Below are 25,639 nucleotides of genomic sequence, written 5' to 3' on the forward strand. Positions count from 1 at the left end.
AACTCACTATGGAGGCAGCATGAAGGCATTGCAAGGTATCGAGGGGCAACTGGAGTGGGCGCACAGAGCGGCTCCGGCGTGCGCTGAAGGCGAGGTGCGCATACGGGTCGCCGCCGCCGGGCTCAACCGGGCGGACCTGCTTCAGCGTGCGGGGCACTACCCGCCGCCGGTCGGGGTCACCGACATTCTCGGGCTGGAGTGCGCCGGCGTGGTCAGTGAGGTGAACGGCCGCAGCCGCTGGAAGGTCGGCGACCGCGTCTGCACGCTGCTGGCCGGTGGCGGCATGGCCGAGGAGGTGGTCGTCGACGCCCGCCATGCCTTGCCGGTGCCCGATGGCCTGTCGCTGCACGAGGCCGCGGTGATCCCGGAAGTCTATGCCACGGCCTGGCTGAACCTCTATCGCCTCGGCGCCTTGCTCGCGGGCGACAAGGTGCTGCTGCACGCCGGTGCCAGTGGCGTGGGTTCGGCTGCGATCCAACTGTGCAAGGCCTTCGGCAATCCGTGCTGGGTCAGCGTGGGTTCGGCCGAGCGCCTGGCCTATTGCGAGTCGCTCGGCGCGCAGGGCGGCGTGTTGCGCGGCGAATCGCTGGAGGCGCTGCGCGATTTCGCACCCTTCGACATGATCCTCGACCCGGTCGGCGCCAAGTACGCGGCGCTCAACCTGCAGCTGCTGGGCATGGACGGGCGCTGGGTGATGATCGGCCTGATGGGCGGACGCAAGGCCGAGCTGGACCTGGCGGGGCTGCTGGCCAAGCGCATCCAGCTGATCGGCTCCACGCTGCGTAGCCGCGACGCCGACTACAAGGCCGACCTGCTGGCGGAAATGGAGGAGAAGGTCTGGCCGCTGTTCACCAGCGGCAAGCTGTCGCCACGGCTGGAGCGGACCTTCGCCATCGGCGATGTCGAGGCCGCTTTCGCCGCGCTGGCGAGCAACACGGTGTCCGGCAAGGTGGCGCTGGTGATCGACGACAGTCTCGCCTGAGCCTTTTAGGGTCTGTTCCCGTTTATCGCGAGCCGCGAAGAAACGGGAACAGACCCTAGAAGCTGTGCAGCCCGCGCAGCGCCCGTTCCAGCCAGCCGAAACGGATGTGCTCCTGCTCCAGCCGGATGCGCTGGCCCAGGCGGTCGTCGCGCAGGTCCTCGAAGAGCGCCAGTTCGGCATCGTCCAGGCGCCGCAGTGTGGCCGTGCAGCGCTTGTCCGGCGGCTCTTCGCCCCAGAGCGGGCGATGTTCCAGCAAGGTTTCGCGGTCCATCAGCAGTGAGCGGGCCAGGGGGAAATGCGCACGCAGGCGATCGAGAATCGCGAAGCCGTGGGTGTCGATGTCGCCCCAGTAGTGCAGCGGGCATCGGTGCAGCCAAGGGATGTCGCCCAGGCGGTCCAGCGCATAGCCCTGGCCGAACAGCAGGATGCTCCCGGCCTGCGCGGGAAACGCCAGGGCATTGGTCTCGTTCTCGGTGACGAATACCTGCCGGTGCTCCAGGTGCAGTGCGGCCAGTTGCTCCACCGGCATTTCCAGGTCGCTGAGGCCGCTGATCGCCAGGCGCGGATCGAGAATTCGCAGGCGTATGCGCAGCGGCTTGTCGCGCAGCCCGTAGCGGCGGCTGAAGGCGCGGGCGCCACGCGCCTGGGCATCGATGGCGGTGCTGGGCAATGCCAGGTCCAGCAGCTCGCCGAGCAGGCCGCGCCGCTGCTCGATGAACTTGCTGTCGACCCCGGGGATGTCCAGCTGGCGCAGGTACAGGCCGCTGTGGGGACGGGCGCGGAACCAGTGCAGCACCGCCAGCACCTTGTGCCAGTGTTCGCCCTGTTCCAGTACACGCAGGGGATAGCGGCATAGCCAGCCGTGCAGCGCGGGAAACGCCGCCAGGGTGGCCTCGGCCAACTGGCGAAAACGCTCGGCCTCGCGGCGCCTGCCGAGCAGCGCCAGGGCGGCGTCCAGGCTGTCGACCCAGGCGCCATCGGGCACCTGATTGCGGCCCAGCTGGCGGTGATTGATCTCTTTCCATTGCAGCCGATAGGCCCCTTCGCCCGCCTGCAACAGCCGAATCCACTGGCGCACTTCGTCGAAACGTTCGGCCAGCGCCTGGTTGTCGGGCTTCTTCAGGCGCAGCTGCAGGGGGAAAAGCGCCTCATCGGCCAGCGAGGCGCGCAGCAGCGTGCCCTGGTCCCAGAGGCGTTGAAGCTGGGTTTTGAGATCGGTGGGGGTGGTCCAGACGGTCATGCTTCTCTTTGTCGCATGGGTCAGGGCTGACGGTTCGACAAGGCCCGCAATTGCGTCAGGAGTGCAGGGAGGTCGTCCCGAACGATACTCCAGACTGTGTCGTCGTCAATGCCGAGGTAACCATGGATCAATCGATTTCGCGTGGCGATGATTTGTCGCCAGGCAATCTGCGTGTTGGCATTGCGCACTTCGTTCGGAATACGAGTGGCGGCTTCTCCTATCAGTTCGAGGTTACGCAATGTCGCATCGTAGGTCAGCGCGCTGGAAACGAAGGCGTGCTGATCGAGCCCCTCCGTATAATTCGCCACCTTCTCGATGAAGGCGATCATGTCATCGATGTAGAAGCGCCATTCGCGGCCGGTTTGTTCAGACATTGACCGCTTCCTGTTCGATATAGGGCCGCAATTCCGGACGCAACGCTTTCTCCGTCACCAGATCGACGGGACGTTGCAGCCGATCTTCCAGGTAGAACTGAACGCCGAAATAACGCTCCGAGGTGGCTGGCCCGTCGAAAGCCACGAGGATATCCACGTCGCTGTCGTCGCGAGCGAGGTTCCTGGCTGTCGAACCGAACAGGGCCAGGCGGGCGACGCCGAAGCGGCTGGCCAGTATCGGCTTGCTGCGGGTGAGTACCTCGAGGGCCGTATCGCGGTTCATTTCAATACCTCTTCATCGTAGGTCTGCTGACCATAGCGTGGATCACTGCGTTGCGCCCAGCTGCTCCTTGCGCTCGCGGTATTCCTCGATGCTCAGGCAGCGCAGCTTCGATTCGCGGCCCTGCTCGTTGTGCACGAAGCCGACGCTGGCGACGTAGGGCTCGATGATGTGGATCTTCTGCAGCGGGGTGACGATCAGCAACTGCAGGTTGAGCTTCTTGAACAGTTCGAGCCCGTAGCGTGCCGATTCGTCGGAACCACGGCCGAAGGCTTCGTCGATCACCACGAAGCGGAACGAACGCGAGCGGGTCACGCCCCATTCCAGGCCGAAGCGGTAGGCCAGGCTGGCCGCCAGCACGGTGTAGGCCAGCTTCTCCTTCTGCCCGCCGGACTTGCCGCCCGAATCGCTGTAGTGTTCGTGTTCGCTGCCATCCTCGCGCCAGCGTTCGGAGGCGGAGAAGCCGAACCAGTTGCGCACGTCGCAGACCTTGCGGGTCCAGCGGCGGTCCTGGTCGCTCAGGCCTTCGCGGCCGCGGAAGCGCTCGATGATCCGCCGCACTTCGAGGAACTTGCCCTCGGCGTACTGCTCGTCGCCGCTGCCGGAGAGGCTGCCTTCGGTGCAGGCGCGCAGGCTGGCGCGGAACTCGGCGATCTCGCCGTCGCCGCTGGACTGCGCTTCCAGCTGGATCAGGCGACCGGGGTTGTAGTCGATTTCCCGCAGCGAGCGGTTGATCTCCTCGATGCGCTCGCGGATGTCGTGCTCCTCGCGGCGCAGCTGGCTCTGGAAGTTGGCGATCTCGTTGATGATGTTTTCGTTGAGCATCGCCTTGAAGCGCTGCTCGAATTGCGGCAGGCCATCCTGCTCGAGGCTGTCGAGCATGGCGCGGTAATCCTCGGCGGCCGCCAGGCTGGCGTCCACCTCGCGGGTTTCCAGCGGGAACTCGATGCGGTACTCGCTCATGGCCTGGATGATGTTCTGGCTCAGGCGGTCCAGGCGCTTGTTCTCGCTGTCGATCCTGCCCTGCAGCCAGCCGCGCATGGCCTGCTCGCGATTGGCGCAGGATTCCACCGTCAGCGTGTGTTCACCCAGGGCTTCGGCGCGCAGGCTGTCGAGTTCGACGAAGCGCGCCTGCTGCTCGGGGCTTGCGGCGGTGTGCAGCGCGCGCGCCTCGTCGGTCAGGGCCTGGGCGTCTTCGTGCTTCTGCTCGCTGCGGCTCAGCTCGCGGTTCTTCTCGTCGAGCGCGTCGCGACCTTCGCGCAGTTCGTCTTCCAGCGCCTGCAACTGCCGTTGCAGCGTGCGCAGGGTGTCGGACTCGGCTTCGAGCTGCCGGCGCTCCTGTTCCAGGCCATGGATCTGCGTGAGCAGGGGCCGCCAGTCCAGCGCCTCGAAGCTGTCGAATACCGATAGTTGGTTGAGCAGGCCGAGGCGTTCATCGAGGTCGCGCTGGCGCTGCTGCAGCTCGGCCAGTTGCATGGCCTGTCGCTGGATGCGCGTTTGCAGATCGTCGGCCTGCCCGGCCAGGGCGGCGATCTTCTGCTCGTTGCTCCAGCCGAGGATGTACTGGGTGCGGTCGCCCAGCCGGCGGCGATCGTCCTTCTCGTGGCGCTCCTGGCCGGACTTCACCTGGCCGGCGCGGGTGACCGCCTTGTCCTCGCGGCGGAACTGTTCCAGCGAGGCGCAGCAGGCATAGTCGAAGCGTCGCGCCAGCTCCTGCTCCAGCCAGTCGTAGAAGGGCGTGTCCGGCTTGATCTGCAGCTTGCGCAGCAGCGACTCGGGGTGCGTTTCGGCCGGCGTCTGCAGGCGCCGCTCACGGACCCGGAAGTAGACCAGCCGCTCGCCCAGGTGGGTCTGTTCGACCCATTGCGCGACCTGGGCGTAGCGCGCGTCGGGCACCAGCAGCGACAGGCCGAAGTTGTGCAGCAGGCGCTCGGCGACGCCTTCCCAGTCGCGCTGGTCTTCGCGCACCTGCAGCAGTTCGCCGACGAAGGGCAGCGCGGCCTCGTCCAGCTCCAGCGCCTGGCAGAGGCGCGAACGGATGTCGAGAATCCGCGCCGGCAGATTGGAGCGGCGACTGCGCAGCGACTCCAGCTCGGTTTCGAGCTGCCGATGCTGCTGGCGCAGGTCGCGCAATTCGACGGCGGCTTCGGTCTGGCCGTTCTGCGCGCTGTCGCGCTGTTGTTGGCACTGCTCGACCAGGCCGGGCAGCGCCTGACGGTTGGCCAGGAACGGCTCGGCGTCGTTCGCCTGCGGCAGCTGCAGCGCGCCGGCGAGGTGGTCATAGCGTTCGGCGGCATGCTGGCGGCGCTGCTGGTCCGCTTCCAGTCGGGCGACTTCCTGCCTGATCGACGCCAGGCGGTCACCGCCGTTCTGGGCGATGGCGCGGGTCAGTTCGTCGCGTTTCGACTGGCCCTGCCGCTGGTGCTCCTGCAGCGCGCGGCGCTGCTCGCGCTGGCGGGCGATGTCCTGGGCGAGGTTATCCAGGCGCTTGTCCAGCAACTCGGCCTTGAGCCCGGCGAACCAGGGCGCCAGCGCTTCGCGGCAGGCGACCAGCCCTTGCGCCTGCTCCGAGGCTTCGGCGTAACGCTGGCAGTTGTCCACCATCGGTCGCAGCAGGCCGATCTGCCGCTTGGCCTTGAGCACCGCCTCGTGGGCGCGATTGAGATCGTCGAAGTGGTGGATCAGCGCCTGGATGCGTTCGTCCAGCGGAAACTCCTCGAGCATGTGTTCGCGGACGAAATCGGTGAGGTTGCCCACCGATTTCATCGATACGGTCTGGCTGAACAGCTCCAGCGCCTGGTCGTCGGCGATGCCGAAGCGGCGGCGGAAGGCGGCGCTGTAGGCGGCGAAGCTGGGTTCGAGCTCGACGTGGGGCAGCTCGCGCAGGCGTTTGCGCAGGGCGTTGAGGTCGCTGCCGAAGCTGGCGAAGTGTTCGGTGATCGACAGCGGACGGTCCGCGACGACATAGAAGCGTTCCGGCTGGCCGCGGTTGTCGCTGATGTAGAACACCTGGGCGAGGGTGACGTGCTGGTCGAAGCCCTCGTTGTAGAAATGACCGAGGATCACCGAATAGCTGTTGTGGTCACGCAGCGCCACCGGCTTGGCGCTGAGGCCGGCTTCGCTGCGCTCGGACTTGTAGTAACCCAGCACGTAGGAGCGCAGCGTGCGTTCCCTGGCCTCGGCGCCGGCGGCCTTGTTGTAGGCGATCTTCTGCGCGGGCACCAGCAGGGTGGTGATGGCGTCCACCAGGGTCGATTTGCCGGAGCCGATGTCGCCGGTCAGCAGCGCATTGTCGCCGCGGGTGGGAAAGCGCCAGACCCGCTGGTCGAAGGTGCCCCAGTTGTACACCTCGATAGCGTGCAGGCGGAAACCGGCGCGCTCGTCACTGCTGGCGAAATCGAGCAGGGAAAGCGTGTCGGGAGCGTTCATGGCTGTTCCTCCGTGCCGTGCTGGCCGGCGTATTCGCCGAGGCGCTGGTCGAACTCGTTGAGCCATTGCGCATCGACGAACGCCTTGAGGATGCGCCGCACCTCGTACAGCGATTCGTCCTGGCCGCGCAGCCTGCGCAGGAAGCCGAGCTCGACAATCTTGGCGACGTGCGCGTCGATGCGATCGACCAGCCGGGCTTCGTTGCTGCCCTCGGGCAGGAACAGGCGCAGCATCTCGGCGAGCTGTTCGCGCGACAGGATCAGCCGTTCGCCGCCAGCGGCATCCGCTTCGGCCAGGCGCTTGCGCAGCAATGCCAGCAACAGGCTCACTGGGTAGCTGAGCTGGCGCCGCGGAACCAGCCGCGGCAGGGCACTGCCGTCCTCGTCGGCGCGCTGCGCGAGGTAGGCGTAGCCTTCGGCCTCGTCGAGGATCAGTTCCAGGCCGATCACGCCCAGGTAATCGCGCGCGGCAGCTTGCCGGTCGAGCAGTTGCTGCCACTGCGCGGCATCGTCCTCGCGGTAGAGCACGCCCTTGAACAGGGCGATCAGCAGCAGCGAGAAGGCATTGTCGGGTGTGGTGTCGCTCATGTCGTCATTGGCCGAATACGATCAGGGGAATGCTGGCGCGGCGCAGGGTGCCGCTGGCGTCCTGCCATTGCACCAGCTGCGGCTGGTTTTCATCGAAGGCGCAGTGGCGGTCGCTGGCGGCCAGGTCCAGGTAGGCGACCAGCTCGGCCAGGCCGTGTTGCATGGGATACGTCTCCAGCAACTCGCCGAGGCTGATCCGCGGACGCTGGCGCAGGGCCTGGCGGATCTGCTCAAGCAGGCGCGCCTTGTCGACGTGGAACTGGTTGAACAGCGCCTCGCCGCCGCTCTCGTCCTCGCCTTCGAGGAGGATCAGGGTTTCGATCTTCGGCCGCAAGGGCGGGCTATAGAGTGGCCGGTCGAGTGGCAGGGTCAGTTCCGGCGCGGGCGCATCGATGCCGAGCAGTTCGGCGTTCGGCGGCTGCTCGCGTACGGCCAGGGCCCGGGTTTCGATATCGCGCAGCAGGTGCATGATTCGCCGATTCTCCAGCCAGGCCTGGTCGTCCAGGTAGCGGCGCAACTGCTCGGACAGCCGTGCCACGGTGCGCTGGGCCATCTCGCCGGCTTCCAGCCAGTCGTAGTGCACGCGCAGCAGGCGCCGGTCCGGCTCCAGGCTTTGTACCGGCGCGAGCGCGAAGGCCTTGTGCAGCAGCTCGGACAGTTCTTCCTGGCGCGCCGGCGACATCAGGAACTCCCAGAAGGCGCGGAAGCTGCGGCCCTGGTCGGAATCGGAAATGGCGTCGCGCTCGCCGAAAATCTCCGCGAGCAACTCGCCCTTGCCGCCGCCCCAGGTGGCGATGCGTTCGCGCACCTGGCGATCGAGGTCGCGGAAGTTCTGTTCCACCTGGCGAAAATCGGCCAGCAGGCTGCGCGAGCTGGCGTCGACTTCCAGGAAGCGCTCGCGCACTCGCGTATCGTCCATCAGCGCGACGTCGCCGGCTCGAATCCTGGCGATCTCCTCGTCCAGCGCCGCCTTGCGCTTTTCCAGTTCGAGGATGCGCGCCTGGGGATCGGTCTCACTGCCCTGGACCATCTGTCGCAGCAGCTCGAAGATCGACAGCAAGCGCGATTCGGTACCGACGAACTGGCGCTTGCCCAGACTGGCCAGCCATTCGATGGCCTTTTCGCTGGCAGGCGTCAGCTCGAAATGGGCCTCATCGTTGCCCGGTGGGTAGAACTTGCGCAGCCAGCCGTTGGCGTTGTCGGCCCATTCGTCGAGATAGGCGCTGGCGCTGCGCGGAAAGAGGGGTTCGTCCGCCTCCTGGTTGAGGCTGTAGAGCCTGTCCTCGAGCAGCGAAGCCAGGCTGCGGGCGTCCAGGCTGCGGCGATTGGGCGCGACGAAGGCCTGTTGCAGGAAGCTCGCGATCAGCGGTGCATGGTCGGCGCGCAACAGTCGCCAGGCCGGATGGCGCTGGCGCAGGGCGAGCAGTTGCGCATAGTCCATCAGGGCAGCTCGGCGCTCGAATAAAAGGCGCCGAGCACCTTCACCAGATGCGCCAGGTCCTGGCTGCCGGCGAGTTCGCGGATCGAATGCATGGCAAAGGTCGGCAGGCCGATGTCCACGGTGCGCACGCCGAGCTGGCTGGCGGTGATCGGGCCGATGGTCGAGCCGCAGCCCATGTCGCTGCGGGTGACGAAGCTCTGCACCGGTACTTCGTTTTCCAGGCACAGGTGGCGGAAGAAGCCTGCGGTTTCGCTGCTGGTGGCGTAGCGCTGGTTGCTGTTGACCTTGATCACCGGGCCGGCATTGAGTTTCGGGCCGTGGTTGCCGTCGTGCTTGTCGGCATAGTTCGGGTGAACGGCGTGGGCATTGTCGGCGGAGATCAGCAGCGAGCGGTTGATCGCGCGCTGGAAATCGTCCTCTTCGGGCAGCAGGCGACGCAGCACCTGTTCGAGGAAGGGACCGTCGGCGCCACACATCGAGGCCGAGCCGACTTCTTCGTGGTCGGTGCAGACCAGTACGCAGGTTTCGTCCGGGCCGGCGTCGAACAGGGCCTGCAGGCCCGCGAAGCAGGACAGCAGGTTGTCCAGCCGGGCGCCGGCGATGAAGTCGCCGTTGAGGCCGATGACCGCCGCCGGCTGGGTGTCGTAGAAGCTCAGTTCGAAGTCCAGCACCACATCGGCGACCAGGCCGTGCTCGCGGCCGAGCTGGTCGGCGAGCAGGGCGCGGAAGTCCGAGCTTTCCTGGCTGGCGATCTGCGCGAGGATCGGTGGCAGTTCGTTCTGGGCGTTGATCGCCCAGCCCTGGTTGGCTTCCCGGTTGAGGTGGATCGCGAGGTTGGGAATGCTGGCGATCGGCTGCCTGAAATCGATCAGCTGGCTTTCGATGCGCCCGTCGCGGCTGTAGGTGACGCGCCCGGCCAGGGATAGATCACGGTCGAACCACGGCGCCAGCAGGGCGCCACCGTAGACCTCCACGCCCAGTTGCCAGAAGCCCTGGCGCTGCAGTTCCGGCTGCGGCTTGACGCGCAGGCAGGGGCTGTCGGTGTGAGCGCCGACCAGCCGCAGGCCGTGTTCGGCGAGGGGCTTGCCGCCGAGTTGAAAGGCGATGATGGCCGAGTCGTTGCGGGTCACGTAGTAGCGCCCACCGGCTTCGGTATGCCAGGGCTCGCGCTCGTCGAGTGCCTTGTAGCCAGCGGCCTGCAGGGTTTGGGCAAGGCTGGCGGTGGCATGGAAGGGGGTGGGGGAGGCCTTGAGGTAATCGATCAGGCCCTGGTTGAGTTCATCGCGCATGGGGGGCTCCGGACGGCAAGGCCACAAAGTCTATAGCATTCACCGGTGGTGAATAAGCGTGGAATCAGGGGCGGGGCCCGGCGCGCTGTCGGGCTTCGGCGCCACGCACCTCGACCAGGCCAGGCGACGGCGCACTCCCGAGCTCCCCTCAGAACGGTGCCGGGCTCTCGAAACGCAGGCGCGCGCCGGTCTGCGGATGGGTCAGGGTCAGCATGCTGGCATGCAGGCACAGGCGCTCGTGCGCCCGCAACGCCTGCTCGTGGGCGTAGAGGCGGTCGCCGAGCAACGGATGGCCGGTGGACAGCATGTGCACGCGCAACTGGTGCGAGCGCCCGGTGATCGGCGTCAGTTCGACGCGGCTATGGTCGCCGCAGCGTTCGAGGACGCGCCAGAAGGTCAGGGCATGCTTGCCCAGCTCGGGGTCAACGACGTGGCGCGGCTTGGTCGGCGGGTCGTAGCGCAGCGGCAGGTCGATGCTGCCGCTGTCGGCATCCGGCTGGCCCCAGCACAGCGCGGTGTAGGCCTTCTCGGTCTCGCGGTCATGGAACTGGCGCGACAGTTCGCGATGGCTGTCGGCGTCGCGGGCGAGCACGATCAGGCCCGAGGTTTCCCAGTCCAGGCGATGGACGATACGGGCTTCCGGATAGCCGTTTTCCTGCAGGCGGGTCACCAGGCAGTCGCGGTTGTCCTCGGCGCGGCCCGGCACGGACAGCAGCAGGGTCGGCTTGTCGATCACCAGCAGCGCGGCGTCCTGGTGGACGATCTGGATATTGCTCAAGGGCATTGTTGCATTTCCACAAACGAAGACGGCGACCCGTGGGCCGCCGTTTCTGTTGCCGGTGTTCAGAGTCTGTTCACGATCTCGCGAGCTAGAGACCTGCAAGGCAAAAAACAGGCGAGGAAGCGGAGTTTACTGAAGTAAATGAGCATTTCCGAGCCTGTTTTTAACGCAGCAGGGCCGACGCGTAGCAGATCGTGGATAGGCTCTCAGCGATCCGGAAGGGTTATATTCAGCTCCAGGATCGAGCAGCTGCCCTGGTCCTCCAGCGCCACATGGACCTGGTCGCTGTCGATATTGACGTACTTGCGGATCACCTCGACCAGCTCTTTCTGCAGGGCCGGCAGGTAGTCCGGCTCGCTGCGTTGGCCGCGCTCGTGAGCGACGATGATCTGCAGACGCTCCTTCGCGATCGCGGCCGGGGTTTCCTTCTTCTTGCGTTCACGAAAGAAATCGAGAAGATTCATTCGCGGCCTCCAAACAGTCGTTGCAGGAAGCCCGGCTTCTTGAAGTCGAGGAAGCGGTGCACCACTTCCTTGCCGAGCAGGCGGTCGACCGCATCGCTGTAGGCCTGGCCGGCATCGCTCTGGTCGTCGAGGATCACCGGGATGCCCTGGTTGGAGGCCTTGAGCACGGCCTGCGACTCGGGGATGACGCCGAGCAGGCGGATGGAGAGGATTTCCTCGACATCCTCGACACCGAGCATTTCGCCCTTGGTGACGCGCTCGGGGTTGTAGCGGGTCAGCAGCAGGTGTTCCTTGATCGGCTCCTCGCCGTTTTCGGCGCGGCGCGACTTGCTCGCCAGCAGGCCGAGCATGCGGTCGGAGTCGCGTACCGAGGAGACTTCCGGGTTGGTCACGACGATGGCTTCGTCGGCGAAGTACATCGCCAGGTGCGCGCCTTTCTCGATGCCGGCCGGCGAGTCGCAGATCACGTACTCGAAATTCTTGGCGAGTTCGTCGATGACCTTGCCGACGCCTTCCTGAGTCAGGGCGTCCTTGTCGCGGGTCTGGCTGGCCGCCAGCACGTAAAGATTCTCCAGGCGCTTGTCCTTGATCAGGGCCTGGGTCAGCGTGGCGTCGCCGTTGATCACGTTGACGAAGTCGTAAACCACACGGCGCTCGCATCCCATGATCAGGTCGAGATTGCGCAGGCCGACGTCGAAATCGACGATGACGGTCTTGTGGCCGCGCAGGGCGAGGCCGGTACCGATGGCGGCGCTGGTGGTGGTTTTACCGACGCCACCCTTGCCGGAAGTGACTACGAGGATCTTGGCCAAGGTGATTCACCCTAAAAAATAAAGAAAATCGGGATTTTGCGCCGATCTAGGCGGCAGGATTGCCCGTTTGGTCCTTGAAAATTCGCGGAAGTATCCGTTAAAGGCGGGTGATGTTCAACACATCGCCAGAGAGGCTGACCTGTACCGCTTCAGCCCATAGCGGATCGCGTCGCAGGTCCTCGGCGACCTTGTATTGGCCGGCGATGGAAACCATTTCCGCGGCGAGCTGCCGACAGAAAATCCGCGCCGTCGTGTCGCCCTTGATGCCCGCCAGGGCGCGCCCGCGAAGCGGACCGTACACATGGATGTTGCCATCGGCGAGAAGTTCCGCGCCGGGGCTTACCGGGGCCAGGACGACCAGATCGCCGCCCTGCGCATAGACCTGCTGGCCACCGCGGATCGGCGTGCTGACCACGCGCGTCGGGCGATAGGTCGGCTCGGCCGGTTTGGCCGGGGGTTTCGAGCCCGGGTCGACCTTGCGCTCGCGAGCGCCGGAGGGCGGCAGTACCGGCAGATCCAGCGCGGCGGCCGCCTCGAGATGGGCGGCGTCGCTGGCGCGCAGGGCGAGGGTGCGCAGCCGGTGCTTGCGACACAGGGCGACCAGCGCCTGGATATCGATCTCGCGGGACGCTTCCGGCAGCTTGTCCAGCGCCAGTACCAGCGGTGTGTTGTTGAAGAAGTCCGGCGCCTGCTCGACCTTGGCGGCGAGTTGCTCGTCGAGACGCTCGATGTCGTTGTGCGCCAGTTCCAGCACGGTGATGGCGAGCATGCTGCCCTTGAGCTGGAAGGCAGGGGCGGGTTCGGGAAGGTCGGCTTGGCTCATGGTCTGCCTGCTGCGGTAAATGGCGAGGACTTATAGCGGGGCACGCCGCCGCCTGCAACCGCGGGCGATGCGCGAGACGATCACCGGTGTCCTGAGGTTCGGTCATCGGCCGTGTTTCTCGCTAGAATGCGTGGCTTTATCCCGTTTCGAGCTATTCATGGATCGTCCTCAGTTTCGTGCGTACTTTCTGCATCCGCGCTTCTGGCCGCTCTGGCTGGGGCTGGGGCTGCTCTGGCTGCTGATCCAATTGCCCTATCCGCTGCTGCTGCGCATGGGGCGTGTCCTGGGTGCTCTGATGTACCGGGTGGCCGGTTCGCGCCGCTCGATCGCGCGGCGCAATCTGGAACTGTGTTTTCCCGAGGTCAGCGGCGAGCAGCGCGAGCGGCTGCTGCGCGAGAACTTCGCGTCCACCGGCATCGCCTTCTTCGAGATGGCCATGAGCTGGTGGTGGCCGCAGGCGCGTCTGCAGCGCCTGGCTCGGATCGAGGGGCTGGAGCACCTGCAGCGGGCCCAGGCCGAGGGGCAGGGGGTGATCCTGATGGCCCTGCATTTCACCACGCTGGAAATCGGCGCCGCGCTGCTTGGCCAGCGCCATACCATCGACGGCATGTACCGCGAGCACAAGAACCCGGTATTCGATTTCGTCCAGCGCCGCGGGCGCGAGCGGCATAACCGCGACGCGACGGCCATCGAGCGCGAGGACGTGCGCGCCATGCTCAAGGTACTGCGCGCAGGCCGCGCCATCTGGTATGCGCCGGATCAGGACTATGGCCGCAAGCAGAGCCTGTTCGTGCCGCTGTTCGGCATCCAGGCGGCGACCGTCACCGCCACCAGCAAATTCGCCCGGCTGGGCAGGGCGCGGGTGATGCCCTTCACCCAGGAGCGGCTGGCGGATGGCTCGGGATACCGGCTGGTGATCCACCCGCCGCTGGAGGGTTTTCCCGGTGAGAGCGAGGAGGCCGATTGCCTGCGGATCAACCAGTGGGTCGAACAGGCGGTCAGTGCATTGCCCGAGCAGTACCTGTGGGCGCACCGGCGCTTCAAGACGCGGCCGACGGGTGAGCCCGGCCTCTACAAGAAGAAAAGGCGGCGCTTGGGGGCGTAGGGTGGGCTTCGGCCCACCATGGCGGAACGCGGCGTCTCTGGTGGGCTGAAGCCCACCCGGATGAACTCCTTCGGCTCAAGCCAGCGTCCCATCGCGAAAATCCCGCAGGGCCTGCTCGATCTGCTCCCGGCTGTTCATCACGAACGGTCCGTACTGCACGATCGGTTCACCCAGCGGTTTGCCCGCCAGCAGCATGAGCCGCGCGCCGAGCCGGCTGTTCAGCTGCAGCTCGCCCTGATCGGACAACCGCACCAGTTGGCCCTTGCCCACGCTCTGTCCGCCTACCTGCAATTCGCCCTCGAACACGTACAGCAGCAACCGGTGCCCATCGGGAATGGTCGGCGCCAGCTGGCTGCCGGGTGGCAATTGCAGGTCGATCAGGCAGGGCTCGGTATCCGGGCGTTGCACGACGCCGGCCTGCTCGATCTCGCCGACCTGCAGCTTTCCGGCGATGACCTTGGCCTCGATGCCGCCCGGCAGGCTCGCCCGTGGTATTTCGGCCGGTGCGAAGTCGCGGTAGCCGGGCTCGCCGAGCTTGGCGTGGGCGGGCAGGTTGAGCCAGAGCTGGAAGCCGCGCATGGTGCCCTGTTCCTGCTGCGGCATCTCGCTGTGGATGACGCCGCGGGCCGCGGTCATCCATTGCACGCCGCCGCTTTCCAACAGGCCGACATGGCCCATGTGATCCTCGTGGCGCATGCGCCCTTCGAGCATGTAGGTGATGGTTTCGAAGCCGCGGTGCGGATGCGGCGGAAAGCCGGCGATGTACTCGTCCGGGTCGTTCGAGCCGAACTCGTCGAGCATCAGGAACGGGTCGAAGCATTCGACGCCGGCCCCGCCGAACACGCGGGTCAGGCTCACCCCGGCACCATCGGAGGTGGGGCGGCCGCGGGTGATGGAGATGATTTCGCGCAGGGACATGGTCGTCTTCCTCTGTGGGGTGTTTGGCGCAGAGTAGAACGGGCTGATCGATCGGTGGTCGCGGAATATTTCTCAAATAAATCGAATTGGTCGATTATTCGCCGATCTGCAGTTCACGCGCGCGGCTGTAGACATAGCGTACCTTCTCGTACTCGAACGGTGAGTTGAGCTGGCCATAGCGGAAATTGGTGGTATAGCGAATGTCCACCAGGCGCAGCGCGGTCAGGCCGAGTTCGCCGCCGCTGGCCTGGGCGTATTCGAGGTAGTCGACCTGCCGTTCGACGGCGAAGTCGCCTGCCAGCCCCAGCGTATCGCGCAGGGTGGACGGGCCGAGGGCGGGCAGGATCAGATAAGGTCCCTCGGGTACGCCCCAGTAGCCCAGGGTCTGTCCGAAGTCCTCCGGCTGGCGGGGCAGGCCCATGCGGGTGGCCGGATCCCACAGGCCGCCGACGCCGATGATGCTGTTGAACAGCAACCGCGCCGTGGCATTCATCGCCCGCTTGCCCTTGAGTTGCAGGGTGCTGTTGACCAGGGTCGGGATCTCGCCCAGGTTGCTGAAAAAGTTGCTGACGCCCGTGCGCACCACCCGCGGTGTGACGTAAACGTAGCCGCGCACCGCCGGCAGCATCACCCACTGGTCGAGCCGGTAGTTGAAGTGGTACATGCGCCGGTTGAACGATTCGAAGGGGTCGTAGACGTCCAGCGCCTGGAAGGTGGCGCGTTCGAACTCGCGTTGGTCGAGGCCCGGGTTGAACTGCAGGTTGCGCAACGGATGGGTGAAGCCGTCTTCGTCGACGAAGGGCGTTTGTGCCTGGGCCATGGAGGTGGCCAGCAGCAGGGGTAGCAGCATCCATCTAGCAGAGCGTTGAAAAACTATCTGCATTGGCAATACTGCGTTAAAAAAAGCCTCAAAATGCTCATTTACAGCGCATAAACTCCGTTTTTTCGGCTGTTTTTGCCTTGTCTTGCCTGCCTCGCCTACGTTTTTCACCAGTCTGTCAGCCACGGAAGAACTCCAGCATGTGCTCGGCGTTGACGCGGTATTCGAGATTGCCGCAGTGGCCGCCGCGCGGGTAAAGCGTCAGGCGCTCGCCCAGGGTGCGGCGCAGGAAGCCGATATCGCCAGGGCCGAGGATGACGTCGTCGGCGTTGTGCATCACCGCGATCTTTGGACTTTGCCGCAGATAGTCCTCGAGTGCGTAGAGGCTGACCTGCTGCACCAGTTGCGCCAGGCTGCCGCCGTCGTATTGCGCGCGCCACATGGGGATCAGCTGTTCGGTGATGTAGCAGTCGAAGTTGCACAGCAGGGCGCGCTTGAAGAACGGCTCCAGGCGAGTGCCTTCGTTGATCGGGTAGTCCTGGGGAACGATCAGGCCGCGCCGGTTGATCAGGTCGGAGGTGAACGTGATGTCGGCGACGGAGAAGCGGAACACCGAGCCGATCAGCATGGCCATCTGCTCGTCGCTGAGCTTCAGCGGTGACTGCTGGAAGTCGTAGAGCATCGCCTCGTCGAGATCGATATGGCCCCGCTGCCGGTAGTAGCGGGTGAGTTTTTCCAGCACCACCTCGTAGAACGTGGTGTTGTCGTCGATGCCCTCGACGCGGGTCTGCACCAGTTTGTCCAGGTTGCTGATCGAAGTGTAGAGATTCACCGGCGGATTGATCAGCAACACCTTCTTGAAATTGAAGCTGCGACGCGTCTCATCCAGCTGGCTGACGAAGGCGGCATTCAGCGCGCCGAGGCTGTAACCGGTGAGGTGGAACTCGGTGACCGGCAGCCTGGGGTGCTGGGCGCGTACGGCCTGCATGACCCGGTACAGGTCTTGCGCATCGTCGCTGCTGAGGCCGGGCGTGGCATAGCGCGAGGCGGCGGATATGAAGTCGTAGCTGGTGGGCGAGGAGAGCTGCACGACGTGGTAGCCGGCACCGTAGAACAGCCGTTTCAGCGACTCCGTCTTGCCGTTGGAATAATGCCCGCCGGTGCCGGAAATGATGAAGATCAGCGGTGCCGGGCCGCTCTGGCGCGCCAGGCGATAGCGCAGCCGCTTGACCGCCCAGAAGCTGTCGGGAAGGCCGAATTCCCGTTCCGGACGCAGGCGCAGGCTGTAGTCGGCCTGGTCGATATCCTCGTCGCTCGGGACCTGCATGCGCAGGCCGGGCGGCGTGGTGGCGATGGTGGCTTCGAAAGGATTGCCCAGCGGGAAGCCGTATTCGGCGGCGCTCAGGTCTGCGGCGTGAGCCGGCGCGACGACCAGCGCGAGCAGGGCAGTCAGGCGCAACAACAACGGCATGATGCTTCTCCATAAACGAGCCCAGCGTGGCCCGTGGCATGGTGCCGGCGAGCGTCTCGCGGCCTCTTTCCCAATCAGACCTGCATTGGCCCCAAGTGCAAGCCAACATCACTATGGCAGCATCCCGTCGATTTCGATCCCCGCGCCTGGCGAAACCGCGTACGTTTGCTCGCCAACCGGCGGTTACGCCTGGTGATGCAGGCAGGCGCGGGCGGGAATTTCGCTCGTGCGCCGGGGCGCGCTCGAAACGCTGCCAGATCCTTTCATGCACGTGAGAACCGACGGAGTTGCACAGCGGCTCCACCACCGCCACCAATCCTCCGATCACGACGCTGCCGGTCAGCGCGTAGGTCACCGAGAAAGCGATGCAGAAGTGCATCAGGGTGAACCGTCACGGGCTTGAGCATCGCACGCCTCGTCGTGCCGATCGAGATTGTTCTCATGCTTCGCGCGGTCTGCTCCAGGGGTGCCAATGTCGGAAATCAACGATTTCCATCTGCGACATAGTGCCACACTATTTGTGTTTGGAATTGTTTCAAGGCGCCATGCTGCGCGGTTCGACGGCTCTACCACGGGCATCTCCGCAGGTCGCATTCAGACCAAAGTCGGGTGGTGTTCGCCTTGCCCGAGCCTAAAGTAGCCGGCCTGCCCCATCAGGGGGTTAGCGACCGTGGAGACAGATTCCAATGCACAATGACAATGTTTACCGGCAGATCTATGCCAATCCGCGTTTCCAGGAGCTGGTGGCCAAGCGCGGGCGTTTCGCCTGGCTGCTGTCTGCCGTCATGCTTGGGGCTTACCTTGCCTTTATCTTGCTGATCGCTTTCGAGCCACACATCCTCGGCATTCCTGTTTCGGCAGGCAGCGTCACCACCTGGGGCATCCCGGTGGGCGTCGGTGTGATCTTCATGGCCTTCATCCTGACCGGCGTCTATGTACAGCGCGCCAACGGCGAGTTCGATCGCATCAACCAGGAAATCCTCGACGAGGCTCAGAAATAATGATCGCGCGTCTTCTGATGGCTGCCGCCGCGTTGGCAGTCTCGCCGGCACTGTTTGCCGATGCGATTACCGGCGAAGTACAGAAACAGGCAACCAATTACACCGCCATCGCCATGTTCGTGGTGTTCATCGCCTTCACCATGGGCATCACCAAGTGGGCGGCCAAGCGCAACACCTCCACATCCGACTACTACACCGCCGGCGGCAGCATCACCGGCTTTCAGAACGGGTTGGCGATCGCCGGTGACTTCATGTCCGCGGCATCCTTCCTGGGTATTTCCGCGCTGGTCTACACCAGCGGCTATGACGGCCTGATCTACTCCATCGGCTTCCTCGTCGGTTGGCCGATCATCCTGTTCCTGATGGCCGAGCGCCTGCGCAACCTGGGCAAGTTCACCTTCTCCGACGTGGCGTCCTACCGTCTGGGCCAGACGCAGATCCGCCTGCTCTCGGCTTTCGGTTCGCTGATCGTGGTGGCCTTCTACCTGATCGCGCAGATGGTCGGCGCCGGCAAGCTGATCCAGCTGCTGTTCGGCCTGGACTACTACGTCGCCGTGGTGCTGGTCGGCGTGCTGATGGTCATGTACGTGCTGTTCGGCGGCATGCTGGCGACCACCTGGGTGCAGATCATCAAGGCGGTGCTGCTGCTCTCCGGTGCGAGCTTCATGGCCATCATGGTGATGAAGAGCGTCGGCTTCGACTTCGGCAGCCTGTTCGCCGAAGCGGTGAAGATCCATGAGAAGGGCGCCCAGATCATGAGCCCCGGCGGCCTGGTGTCCGACCCGATCTCCGCGATTTCCCTGGGCCTGGCACTGATGTTCGGTACCGCCGGCCTGCCGCACATCCTGATGCGCTTCTTCACCGTGTCCGACGCCAAGGAAGCGCGCAAGAGCGTGTTCTACGCCACCGGGTTCATCGGCTACTTCTACATCCTGACCTTCATCATCGGCTTCGGCGCGATCCTGCTGGTCAGCACCAACCCGGACTTCAAGGACGTGACCGGCGCCATCGTCGGCGGCACCAACATGGTCGCCATCCACCTGGCCAGCGCGGTGGGCGGCAACCTGTTCCTCGGCTTCATCTCCGCTGTAGCGTTCGCCACCATTCTCGCCGTCGTGGCGGGTCTGACCCTGGCCGGTGCCTCCGCGGTCTCCCATGACCTGTACGCCTGCGTCATCAAGCAGGGCAAGGCCAAGGAAGAGGACGAGATGCGCGTGACCAAGCTGACGACGCTGACCCTGGGCGTGGTGGCGATCCTGCTCGGGATCATCTTCGAGAAGCAGAATATCGCGTTCATGGTGGGCCTGGCGTTCTCCATCGCGGCCAGCTGCAACTTCCCGGTGCTCTTCCTTTCCATGTACTGGAAAGGCCTGAGCACCCGTGGCGCGCTGTTCGGCGGCTCGCTGGGGCTGTTCACCGCGCTGCTGCTGACCATCATCAGCCCGACCGTGTGGGTCGACGTGTTCGGCTACGCCGAGGCGATCTTCCCCTACAAGTATCCGGCGCTGTTCTCGATGATCGCGGCCTTCGTCGGCATCTGGTTCTTCTCGGTCACCGACAAGTCCAAGCGTGCGGGGGAAGAGCGCGAGCGTTTCTTCGCGCAGTTCGTCCGCTCGCAGACCGGCCTGGGTGCCACCGGCGCCGTCGCTCACTGACGGTGGCTCGCGGCACACCGAAGGGCAGCCCACGGGCTGCCCCTTTTTATTCTCATACCCGCTCGCCTCGACTCACCGGTCAGCCCCATGGGCCGCGGGTTTGCCCTCGTCATTCATCACCCTGATGGATGCCTTTGCCCACCGGCTCCTTCGTTAGACTCGCTGCCATTACCGAACGAAAGAAGGCAGCAGAACGATGCACAATCGCATGATGATCACAGGTGCCGGCTCCGGACTCGGGCGCGAGATCGCCCTGCGTTGGGCGCGCGACGGCTGGCAACTGGCGCTCTCCGACGTCAACGAGAGCGGGCTGGCGCACACCCTGCAGATGGTGCGCGAGGCCGGTGGCGATGGTTTCACCATGCGCTGCGACGTGCGCGACTACAGCCAACTGGTCGCCTTCGCCCAGGCCTGCGAGGAGAAGCTCGGCGGCATCGATATCCTGGTCAACAATGCCGGCGTGGCGTCCGGTGGTTTCTTCGACGAGCTGTCGCTGGAAGACTGGGACTGGCAGATCGCGATCAACCTGATGGGCGTGGTCAAGGGCTGCAAGGCCTTCCTGCCGCTGGTGCAGAAGAGCAAGGGCAAAATCATCAACATCGCCTCCATGGCCGCGCTGATGCAGGCGCCCGGCATGAGCAACTACAACGTCGCCAAGGCCGGCGTGGTGGCGCTGTCGGAAAGCCTGCTGGTCGAACTGCGCCAGGCGGAGGTGAGCGTGCACGTGGTCTGTCCGTCGTTCTTCCAGACCAACCTGATGGATTCCTATCGCGGCCCGACGCCGAACATGAAAGCGCAGATCGGCAAGCTGCTGGAGGCTTCGCCGATCACCGCGGCGGACATCGCCGACTATATCCACCAGCAGGTCGCCAAGGGCGAGTTCATGATCCTGCCCCACGACGAGGGCCGTATGGCCTGGAAGGTCAAGCAGCAGAACCCGCAGGCCATCTACGACGAGATGGCGGTGCTGGCGGGGAAGAAGCGCAGCAAGAGCAAGGCGCTCTAGCTTCGACGAGGTGGCTGCGTCCGGATGCTGTCGGCGCCTGAGCGCGGCCCGGTTGCCCGAAGACCGGCCGGGGAGTAGGGTTGCCTGTCCGGCTTCTGTCGTAACCCAATGGATTGCTTGTGAAATTTCCCTCCCGCGGACTGTTGATGCTGGCCTTGGTGCTGGCCGCGATCAACCTGCGTCCTGGCATCACCTCGTTCGCGCCGTTGATCGAGCGCATCGCCGAGGAACTGAACCTTTCCCGTGGTCTGATCAGCCTGACCACCGCCTTGCCCGTGCTGCTGATGGGGTTGCTGGCGCCCCTGGCGCCGCGCCTGGCGGTGCGCTTCGGCCTGGAGCGCAGCATCGCGCTCTGCCTCGGACTGATTTGCGTGGCCTTGCTGCTGCGGCTGTTCGGTCATGGCGCCGGCCTGCTGATCTTCACCGCCGCGCTGGTCGGCGCCGGGATCGCCGTGGCCGGGCCGCTCTTGTCGGGCTTCATCAAGCGCCACTTCGTCGAACGCATGGGCCAGACCGCGGCCTGGTACTCGCTGAGCATGGCGGTCGGCGGCACCCTGGGCGTGGTGCTGACGGCGCCGGCGACCGAGGCGATGAACCAGCAATGGACCTGGGGGCTGGCGCTCTGGGCGCTACCGGCGTTCGCGGCACTGCTGGTCTGGCTGCGCTTGCCGAATCAGCCGGAAGCCGCGAGCCATGATCGCGCCGGTTTGCCCTGGAAGGAACCGCGCGCCTGGCTGATCAGCTTTTATTTCGCGCTGCAGGCCGGGCTGTTCTATGCCCTGGCCACCTGGCTGGTGGCGCGCTACCACGAGGCTGGCTACAGCCTGTTGCGCAGCAACACCTTCTTCAGCGGCTTCATGCTCATCGGTCTACCGAGTGCGTTCGCCATGCCCTGGCTGGCGCAGCGCCTGGGCAAGCGTCACCTGCTATTGGCCACCTGCGGCGTGATGGCGACGGTGTGCCTGGCGCTGATCGCCTTGCTGCCGGGCTGGCAACCGCTGCTGGTGTGCATGCTGCTCGGTGTCGCGTTGAACGGCACGTTTTCGCTGTCGCTGGTCTTGCCGATGTACGAGGCGAGCACACCGCTGGCGGTCAGCCGGCTGACCGCGATGATGCTGTGCACCGGTTACTGCCTGGCCTGCCTGACGCCCGTGCTGGCCGGGCTCGGCCGCGACCTGGCCGGCGACTATCGCGTGCCGTTCCTGGTGCTGATGGGCATGGCGGCGGGCATGGCGCTACTGGCGCTGCAACTGCGTCCACGGCCTGCGGCGTGCTGAAGGACGAGCGGGCTGTGGCCTGTTTCACCTCTTCCCAACCTGCGGATGACCGCGTCGCCGTGCTGTGCTAGAAAACCGCGGTCCTCATCCCCCCGCCGCTCCGGAGTTTCGCGTGGAATCCGAATCCATCGTCTATGGCTGCATCCGCGATTGGCCGTCCGCCGACCCGGCGCAATGCCGCCAGCGCCGGGCGAACAACCTCGCTGCCTTGCAGGCGTTGCCGCAGGACGAGGCCTGGCCGTTCATCGGGCGCGAGATGTTTTCCTTCTGCCGTGAGGATGAACTGGGCCTTTACCAGACCCAGGTGATCCATTTCGGCGCGAGCTACCGCGCCATCGAATACGAGTGGACGCTCTGGGTCGAGCGCTTCGAGGAATTGCTCAAGCAGTTGTACTGGAGCAGTGCGGTGGTGCACCTGGAGACTGAGCTCAACGGCACCCACACCTTCCGCTGGGAAACCGACTCGGGCAGCCACAGCCCACAACAGAGCGACCTGCGCATGCGCTGTGCCTGGGAGCGCGAGAGCGGCCTGTTCGGCTGAGCCTGCCGGCCACTGTCAGTCGAGCCACTCCCGAGGCACGTCGCGCCTGAGCGCCAGTTGGCACTGCTGGCTGTCGACATCGAAAACGATCACCGCCTCGCCCTTGTCCAGCGCCCGCCGCACGCGCTCGACACGGGTCTGCAGGGGCGTTTCATCGCCATTGTCGGTCCCGTCGCGGGTGACGAAGTCTTCGATGAGGCGGGTCAGGGTGTCCGGTTCGAGCTGGTCGTGGGGAATGAGCATGGCGTGTCTTTCGGATGGTTGGGGTGAGGCGCATGGCATCGAAGCCGGCCCAGGTGCAATGTCGTTCAGGCAAGCACAGAGAGTACTTCGTAGGAGCGCGCCATGCGCGCGAATCGCGGGCATGGCCCGCTCCACATGTGATCCTGCATCCAGCTTGTGGCCTTAACGGCATTACGGCCTCGGCGGAATTACGACGCGGCGCCGTGCAGGTAGCCGTCCAGGCACGCATACAGCTGCTGGCTCTCCAGCGGCTTGCCGATGAACTCGTTCATTCCCGATTCCAGGCCCTGCTGGCGATGCTCGGCGAGCACGTGAGCCGTCACCGCGATGATCGGCACCGCCGGCAGCTGGCGTTCCGCCTCCAGGCTGCGAATCTGCCGGCTGGCCTCGAAACCATCGACTTCCGGCATTTCGCAGTCCATCAGGATCAGCTGCACGGCACCGGGGTCGCGACGGTAGATGTCCACTGCCTGGCGACCGTTGTCGGCGAGCTGCACGGCATAGCCGCGTTTGTTCAGCAGGCCGCGCACCACCATCTGGTTCACCGGGTTGTCTTCGGCGACGAGGATGCATGGCTCGCGGAGCGCGCCCGCGGGGGCCTGCCCCGGCGCGCTCGGCGGCTGTTCCGGCAGCTCCCGGTAGAGCGTCTGCAGCGCCTCGCGCAGTGACGAGCTCTGCAACGGCAGCGGCAGGCTGACCAGGCGCAGCCCCGGCGGTATCGGCGGCTGGTCGTGGATCGGCGGATAGAGCATGAGTACGCGCTGGTTGGGCTCCAGGTGAGTGCGCAGACGCTCCAGCCATTCGGTCGGCGTGCCGGGCCAGGGCGCCAGCAGTACCAGTAGCGGCGGGGCGGTGTAGTCGCTGAGGTAGTCTGGCAGACGCTCCGGGGTCTGGCAGCGCTCGGTGCGCATGCCCCAGCGCCGCAGCAGATGGCTCACCGCTTCCAGGCCCAGCGCGTCCTGCGAGGCGAGCAGGGCGGGGCGGCCGGCCAGCAGCAGCGCCAGCGGATCTTCCCCGTACCTGGCGGCATGCAGCGGAATTTCGAAGCAGAAGCGGCTGCCGCGCCCTGGGGTGCTCTGCACCTCGATATGGCCCTGCATCATTTCCACCAGTTCCTTGCTGATCGCCAACCCCAGCCCGCTGCCGCCGTAGCGCCGGGTGGTGCTGGAATCGCCCTGGGAGAAGGATTCGAACAGCTGCGCCAGCACTTCCTGGCGCATGCCGATGCCGCTGTCACTGACGCAGAATACCAGGCGTGGGGTGCCCTCCTGGCTCTGGCGGCAGGACACCTCCAGCACCACATCGCCATGTTCGGTGAATTTCAACGCATTGCTCAGCAGGTTCATCAGGATCTGCTTGAGCCGCGTCGGGTCGCCGCGGATGCGCCGTGGCACGCCGGCTTCCAGGCCGACATGCAGGTTGAGCTGCTTTTCCAGCGCCTGGGCGGTGAACAGGCTGATGGTTTCCGAAATCAGGTTTTCCAGGTCGAATTCGATGTGCTCGAGGCTGAGCTTGCCGGAACCGATCCGTGCGTAGTCGAGGATGTCGTTGATCACCGCCATCAGCGAGTGGCCGGAGCTGGAAATGGTGTCCAGGTAGAAGCGCTGGCTGCGGTCCAGCGGTGTCTCACGCAGCAGCTGCAGCATGCCGAGCACGCCATTGAGCGGGGTGCGGATCTCGTGGCTCATCTTGGCCAGGAAACGGCTCTTGGCCTCGTTCTCGCTGGCGGCGCGTTCGGCGGCCTGGCGCGAATGGTAGCCCTCTTCCTTGAGCAGATTGATGCGGTCGGCCAGGCCGATGGACAGCGTGATCAGCTCGAAGGCCACGCTTGCCTTGACCACCGCGGCGCCATACAGGCCAAACATCTCGAAGCCCAGCGAGCCGGCGGTGACGAGGATGAACGAGGCCAGCAGCACGCCCCAGGCCAGGGTGTAGTAGAACCCGTAGCGCACGCCCTGGCGCCAGACGAAGGCGCCGGTGAACAGCAGGCCGACCGAGGTGACGATCACCGCGACACTGGCCAGGATGCTCCAGGACTGCACATCCAGCAGCAGGCCGGAGAGCATGCAGGCCAGCGCCAGCAGCAAGGTCACGCGCAGGGCGAGGTCGAGCCGGGGAAACAGCTCGCGGGTGTGCAGGAAGTGGCGACTGAACTGGATCGCGATCAGGCAGTGGCTGAACATCAGCGCATAGATACCCAGTGATACCACGCCACTGCCATCACCCAGCCACTTGACCAGCAGGCCGTCGAAGGCGAGCGCGAACAGGCCGACGTTGAGGTTGTAGACCAGATACCAGAAGTACGCCGGCTCACGCAGCGAGACGAACAGGAACAGGTTGTAGCAGAACATGGCGAACAGCACGCCGTAGAAGGCGCCGCTGATCCCGCTCAGGTCCTCCTGCAGCGAGGCGCTGGCGACATAGGTGCTGAAGTACAGCGGGACGTAGAGCGTGCTGGTGGTCTTGATTCGCAACAGCAAGGTGGTTTCGCCGGGAGGCAGCTCCACCGGGAACCAGAAATTGCCGACCTTCACCGGCCGTTCCGAGAAAGGGTAAGTATCACCGGAGAGCTGGCGGCTGAGGCTGCCGTCGGGGTATCGCAGGAACAGCTCGATATGGTCGAGCAGGGGGTAGTTGATTTCGACGAAGCCCCGCAGCGGTTCCTGCAGACGGTTGTCGAGCGAGGCGCGCAGCCACCAGGTCGAGCTGTTCTTGCCTTCGTTGACGTGGCCGCGCTGCACCTGGCGAAAGCGCTGCTCGGGCAGCGCCAGTACCTCCTCGACCCGCAGTTCGCCGTTCGGGTCTTCCAGATAACGGGTACCGCTACCGAGCGCCTGGCGGGTGTCGAGCGAATCGAGAGCGATGGGTGCGGAGGCCCACCCCTGGGCCGACAGGCAACAGAGCAGCAAGGCCAGGCATAAACGCGGCAACATGATCGAATCCGGAAGGGGGCAGCCCATCTGGGACAGGGCGGCACATGTTATTGGAGCGGTGGCGATACCGACTCCTTCAGGGCTCCATGTCGAGCCTCCAGACGTGCCGCACCTCCTTGTCCGGTAACTTTGCCGAGTTGCGTGCCGGCCAGCAAGTGCTGGTTAGG

23 protein-coding genes and 1 pseudogene are annotated in these 25,639 nt (G+C 65.3%); 7 read left to right on the forward strand and 17 right to left on the reverse strand.

The window, feature by feature from the left end:
- The first annotated feature begins 19 nt into the window (after window positions 1-19).
- Window positions 20-982, forward strand: coding sequence for an NAD(P)H-quinone oxidoreductase (locus IN820_RS12840; protein ID WP_193681345.1), 963 nt, complete (start codon window positions 20-22; stop codon window positions 980-982).
- A gap of 55 nt (window positions 983-1,037) precedes the next feature.
- Here IN820_RS12840 and IN820_RS12845 read toward each other — a convergent pair whose 3' ends face one another.
- The 11 genes from IN820_RS12845 to minC form a co-directional block, all read right to left on the reverse strand.
- A complete protein-coding gene (locus IN820_RS12845; protein WP_193681346.1) occupies window positions 1,038-2,222 on the reverse strand; it encodes a DUF3322 domain-containing protein in 1,185 nt (394 codons plus the stop codon).
- A 20-nt stretch (window positions 2,223-2,242) separates the two neighbouring features.
- A complete protein-coding gene (locus IN820_RS12850; protein WP_020307337.1) occupies window positions 2,243-2,596 on the reverse strand; it encodes a HepT-like ribonuclease domain-containing protein in 354 nt (117 codons plus the stop codon).
- Window positions 2,589-2,879: a nucleotidyltransferase family protein gene (locus IN820_RS12855; RefSeq protein ID WP_011912589.1), complete on the reverse strand. Its 291-nt coding sequence runs from the start codon at window positions 2,877-2,879 to the stop codon at window positions 2,589-2,591. The genes IN820_RS12850 and IN820_RS12855 overlap by 8 nt, the downstream gene beginning before the upstream one ends.
- Before the next feature lie 42 nt (window positions 2,880-2,921).
- Window positions 2,922-6,305, reverse strand: a complete 3,384-nt coding sequence (locus IN820_RS12860) for an ATP-binding protein (protein ID WP_193681347.1) — start codon at window positions 6,303-6,305, stop codon at window positions 2,922-2,924.
- A complete protein-coding gene (locus IN820_RS12865; RefSeq protein WP_011912591.1) occupies window positions 6,302-6,892 on the reverse strand; it encodes a DUF4194 domain-containing protein in 591 nt (196 codons plus the stop codon). Before IN820_RS12865 ends, IN820_RS12860 begins: the two co-directional genes overlap by 4 nt.
- A 4-nt stretch (window positions 6,893-6,896) precedes the next feature.
- Complete coding sequence (locus IN820_RS12870) at window positions 6,897-8,333, reverse strand: DUF3375 domain-containing protein (RefSeq protein WP_049324987.1); 1,437 nt, start codon at window positions 8,331-8,333, stop codon at window positions 6,897-6,899.
- Window positions 8,333-9,622 carry a M18 family aminopeptidase gene (locus tag IN820_RS12875; RefSeq protein WP_020307338.1) on the reverse strand — a complete coding sequence of 430 codons (1,290 nt, stop codon included), beginning with the start codon at window positions 9,620-9,622 and terminating at the stop codon, window positions 8,333-8,335. Before IN820_RS12875 ends, IN820_RS12870 begins: the two co-directional genes overlap by 1 nt.
- 148 nt (window positions 9,623-9,770) lie before the next feature.
- Entirely contained in the window at window positions 9,771-10,406 is a 636-nt protein-coding gene (locus IN820_RS12880; RefSeq protein ID WP_193681348.1) for an RluA family pseudouridine synthase, read from the reverse strand.
- A gap of 203 nt (window positions 10,407-10,609) precedes the next feature.
- A complete protein-coding gene (gene minE, locus IN820_RS12885; RefSeq protein WP_011912595.1) occupies window positions 10,610-10,867 on the reverse strand; it encodes a cell division topological specificity factor MinE in 258 nt (85 codons plus the stop codon).
- Entirely contained in the window at window positions 10,864-11,679 is an 816-nt protein-coding gene (minD, locus tag IN820_RS12890) for a septum site-determining protein MinD (protein WP_041755418.1), read from the reverse strand. The genes minE and minD overlap by 4 nt, the downstream gene beginning before the upstream one ends.
- A 97-nt stretch (window positions 11,680-11,776) precedes the next feature.
- Window positions 11,777-12,502 (reverse strand): septum site-determining protein MinC, encoded by a 726-nt coding sequence (gene minC / locus IN820_RS12895; protein WP_193681349.1) that lies wholly within the window; start codon window positions 12,500-12,502, stop codon window positions 11,777-11,779.
- A 157-nt stretch (window positions 12,503-12,659) separates the two neighbouring features.
- On the opposite strand from minC, the gene IN820_RS12900 reads away from it, so the two are divergent.
- On the forward strand, window positions 12,660-13,607 hold the full coding sequence (locus IN820_RS12900) for a lipid A biosynthesis lauroyl acyltransferase (RefSeq protein WP_041755419.1): 948 nt from the start codon (window positions 12,660-12,662) through the stop codon (window positions 13,605-13,607).
- 75 nt (window positions 13,608-13,682) lie between these two features.
- Here IN820_RS12900 and IN820_RS12905 read toward each other — a convergent pair whose 3' ends face one another.
- The 4 genes and pseudogenes from IN820_RS12905 to IN820_RS22975 form a co-directional block, all read right to left on the reverse strand.
- Complete coding sequence (locus IN820_RS12905; protein WP_193681350.1) at window positions 13,683-14,525, reverse strand: pirin family protein; 843 nt, start codon at window positions 14,523-14,525, stop codon at window positions 13,683-13,685.
- 94 nt (window positions 14,526-14,619) lie between these two features.
- Window positions 14,620-15,375, reverse strand: coding sequence for an MlaA family lipoprotein (locus tag IN820_RS12910; protein WP_041755420.1), 756 nt, complete (start codon window positions 15,373-15,375; stop codon window positions 14,620-14,622).
- A gap of 148 nt (window positions 15,376-15,523) precedes the next feature.
- On the reverse strand, window positions 15,524-16,816 hold the full coding sequence (locus IN820_RS12915; protein WP_193681351.1) for an alpha/beta fold hydrolase family protein: 1,293 nt from the start codon (window positions 16,814-16,816) through the stop codon (window positions 15,524-15,526).
- A gap of 183 nt (window positions 16,817-16,999) precedes the next feature.
- Window positions 17,000-17,223 (reverse strand): annotated as a pseudogene (locus IN820_RS22975) (DUF2061 domain-containing protein).
- 279 nt (window positions 17,224-17,502) lie between these two features.
- Between IN820_RS22975 and IN820_RS12925 the strand changes: the two are divergent.
- The 5 genes from IN820_RS12925 (at window position 17,503) to IN820_RS12945 (ending at window position 22,296) form a co-directional block, all read left to right on the forward strand.
- On the forward strand, window positions 17,503-17,817 hold the full coding sequence (locus IN820_RS12925; RefSeq protein WP_193681352.1) for a DUF485 domain-containing protein: 315 nt from the start codon (window positions 17,503-17,505) through the stop codon (window positions 17,815-17,817).
- On the forward strand, window positions 17,817-19,472 hold the full coding sequence (locus tag IN820_RS12930) for a cation acetate symporter (RefSeq protein WP_011912604.1): 1,656 nt from the start codon (window positions 17,817-17,819) through the stop codon (window positions 19,470-19,472). Before IN820_RS12925 ends, IN820_RS12930 begins: the two co-directional genes overlap by 1 nt.
- Window positions 19,473-19,668: 196 nt before the next feature.
- Window positions 19,669-20,478, forward strand: coding sequence for an SDR family oxidoreductase (locus tag IN820_RS12935; RefSeq protein WP_193681353.1), 810 nt, complete (start codon window positions 19,669-19,671; stop codon window positions 20,476-20,478).
- Between the two features lie 146 nt (window positions 20,479-20,624).
- Window positions 20,625-21,755 (forward strand): MFS transporter, encoded by a 1,131-nt coding sequence (locus tag IN820_RS12940; protein ID WP_193681377.1) that lies wholly within the window; start codon window positions 20,625-20,627, stop codon window positions 21,753-21,755.
- 112 nt (window positions 21,756-21,867) lie between these two features.
- Window positions 21,868-22,296, forward strand: coding sequence for a hypothetical protein (locus IN820_RS12945; protein WP_193681354.1), 429 nt, complete (start codon window positions 21,868-21,870; stop codon window positions 22,294-22,296).
- A 15-nt stretch (window positions 22,297-22,311) separates the two neighbouring features.
- Here the strand turns inward: IN820_RS12945 and IN820_RS12950 are convergent, their stop codons facing one another.
- Together IN820_RS12950 and IN820_RS12955 are read right to left on the reverse strand one after the other, a co-directional pair.
- Window positions 22,312-22,539, reverse strand: coding sequence for a YheU family protein (locus IN820_RS12950; protein WP_193681355.1), 228 nt, complete (start codon window positions 22,537-22,539; stop codon window positions 22,312-22,314).
- A gap of 188 nt (window positions 22,540-22,727) precedes the next feature.
- The gene (locus IN820_RS12955) at window positions 22,728-25,472 is read right to left on the reverse strand and encodes a hybrid sensor histidine kinase/response regulator (protein WP_193681356.1); all 2,745 of its coding nucleotides are present in this window, start codon (window positions 25,470-25,472) and stop codon (window positions 22,728-22,730) included.
- Window positions 25,473-25,639 lie beyond the last annotated feature (167 nt).

This window comes from Pseudomonas lopnurensis, from assembly GCF_015070855.1.
GTDB classification, from domain to species: Bacteria; Pseudomonadota; Gammaproteobacteria; order Pseudomonadales; family Pseudomonadaceae; genus Stutzerimonas; species Stutzerimonas lopnurensis.

Bases quoted from the DNA above. Each gene is read 5' to 3' on its own strand.
- IN820_RS12840 (WP_193681345.1), top strand. From the start codon at position 20: ATGAAGGCATTGCAAGGTATCGAGGGGCAACTGGAGTGGGCGCACAGA.
- IN820_RS12845 (WP_193681346.1), bottom strand. From the start codon at position 2,222: ATGACCGTCTGGACCACCCCCACCGATCTCAAAACCCAGCTTCAACGC.
- IN820_RS12850 (WP_020307337.1), bottom strand. From the start codon at position 2,596: ATGTCTGAACAAACCGGCCGCGAATGGCGCTTCTACATCGATGACATG.
- IN820_RS12855 (WP_011912589.1), bottom strand. From the start codon at position 2,879: ATGAACCGCGATACGGCCCTCGAGGTACTCACCCGCAGCAAGCCGATA.
- IN820_RS12860 (WP_193681347.1), bottom strand. From the start codon at position 6,305: ATGAACGCTCCCGACACGCTTTCCCTGCTCGATTTCGCCAGCAGTGAC.
- IN820_RS12865 (WP_011912591.1), bottom strand. From the start codon at position 6,892: ATGAGCGACACCACACCCGACAATGCCTTCTCGCTGCTGCTGATCGCC.
- IN820_RS12870 (WP_049324987.1), bottom strand. From the start codon at position 8,333: ATGGACTATGCGCAACTGCTCGCCCTGCGCCAGCGCCATCCGGCCTGG.
- IN820_RS12875 (WP_020307338.1), bottom strand. From the start codon at position 9,622: ATGCGCGATGAACTCAACCAGGGCCTGATCGATTACCTCAAGGCCTCC.
- IN820_RS12880 (WP_193681348.1), bottom strand. From the start codon at position 10,406: ATGCCCTTGAGCAATATCCAGATCGTCCACCAGGACGCCGCGCTGCTG.
- minE (WP_011912595.1), bottom strand. From the start codon at position 10,867: ATGAATCTTCTCGATTTCTTTCGTGAACGCAAGAAGAAGGAAACCCCG.
- minC (WP_193681349.1), bottom strand. From the start codon at position 12,502: ATGAGCCAAGCCGACCTTCCCGAACCCGCCCCTGCCTTCCAGCTCAAG.
- IN820_RS12900 (WP_041755419.1), top strand. From the start codon at position 12,660: ATGGATCGTCCTCAGTTTCGTGCGTACTTTCTGCATCCGCGCTTCTGG.
- IN820_RS12905 (WP_193681350.1), bottom strand. From the start codon at position 14,525: ATGTCCCTGCGCGAAATCATCTCCATCACCCGCGGCCGCCCCACCTCC.
- IN820_RS12910 (WP_041755420.1), bottom strand. From the start codon at position 15,375: ATGCTGCTACCCCTGCTGCTGGCCACCTCCATGGCCCAGGCACAAACG.
- IN820_RS12915 (WP_193681351.1), bottom strand. From the start codon at position 16,816: ATGCCGTTGTTGTTGCGCCTGACTGCCCTGCTCGCGCTGGTCGTCGCG.
- IN820_RS12925 (WP_193681352.1), top strand. From the start codon at position 17,503: ATGCACAATGACAATGTTTACCGGCAGATCTATGCCAATCCGCGTTTC.
- IN820_RS12930 (WP_011912604.1), top strand. From the start codon at position 17,817: ATGATCGCGCGTCTTCTGATGGCTGCCGCCGCGTTGGCAGTCTCGCCG.
- IN820_RS12935 (WP_193681353.1), top strand. From the start codon at position 19,669: ATGCACAATCGCATGATGATCACAGGTGCCGGCTCCGGACTCGGGCGC.
- IN820_RS12940 (WP_193681377.1), top strand. From the start codon at position 20,625: ATGCTGGCCTTGGTGCTGGCCGCGATCAACCTGCGTCCTGGCATCACC.
- IN820_RS12950 (WP_193681355.1), bottom strand. From the start codon at position 22,539: ATGCTCATTCCCCACGACCAGCTCGAACCGGACACCCTGACCCGCCTC.
- IN820_RS12955 (WP_193681356.1), bottom strand. From the start codon at position 25,472: ATGTTGCCGCGTTTATGCCTGGCCTTGCTGCTCTGTTGCCTGTCGGCC.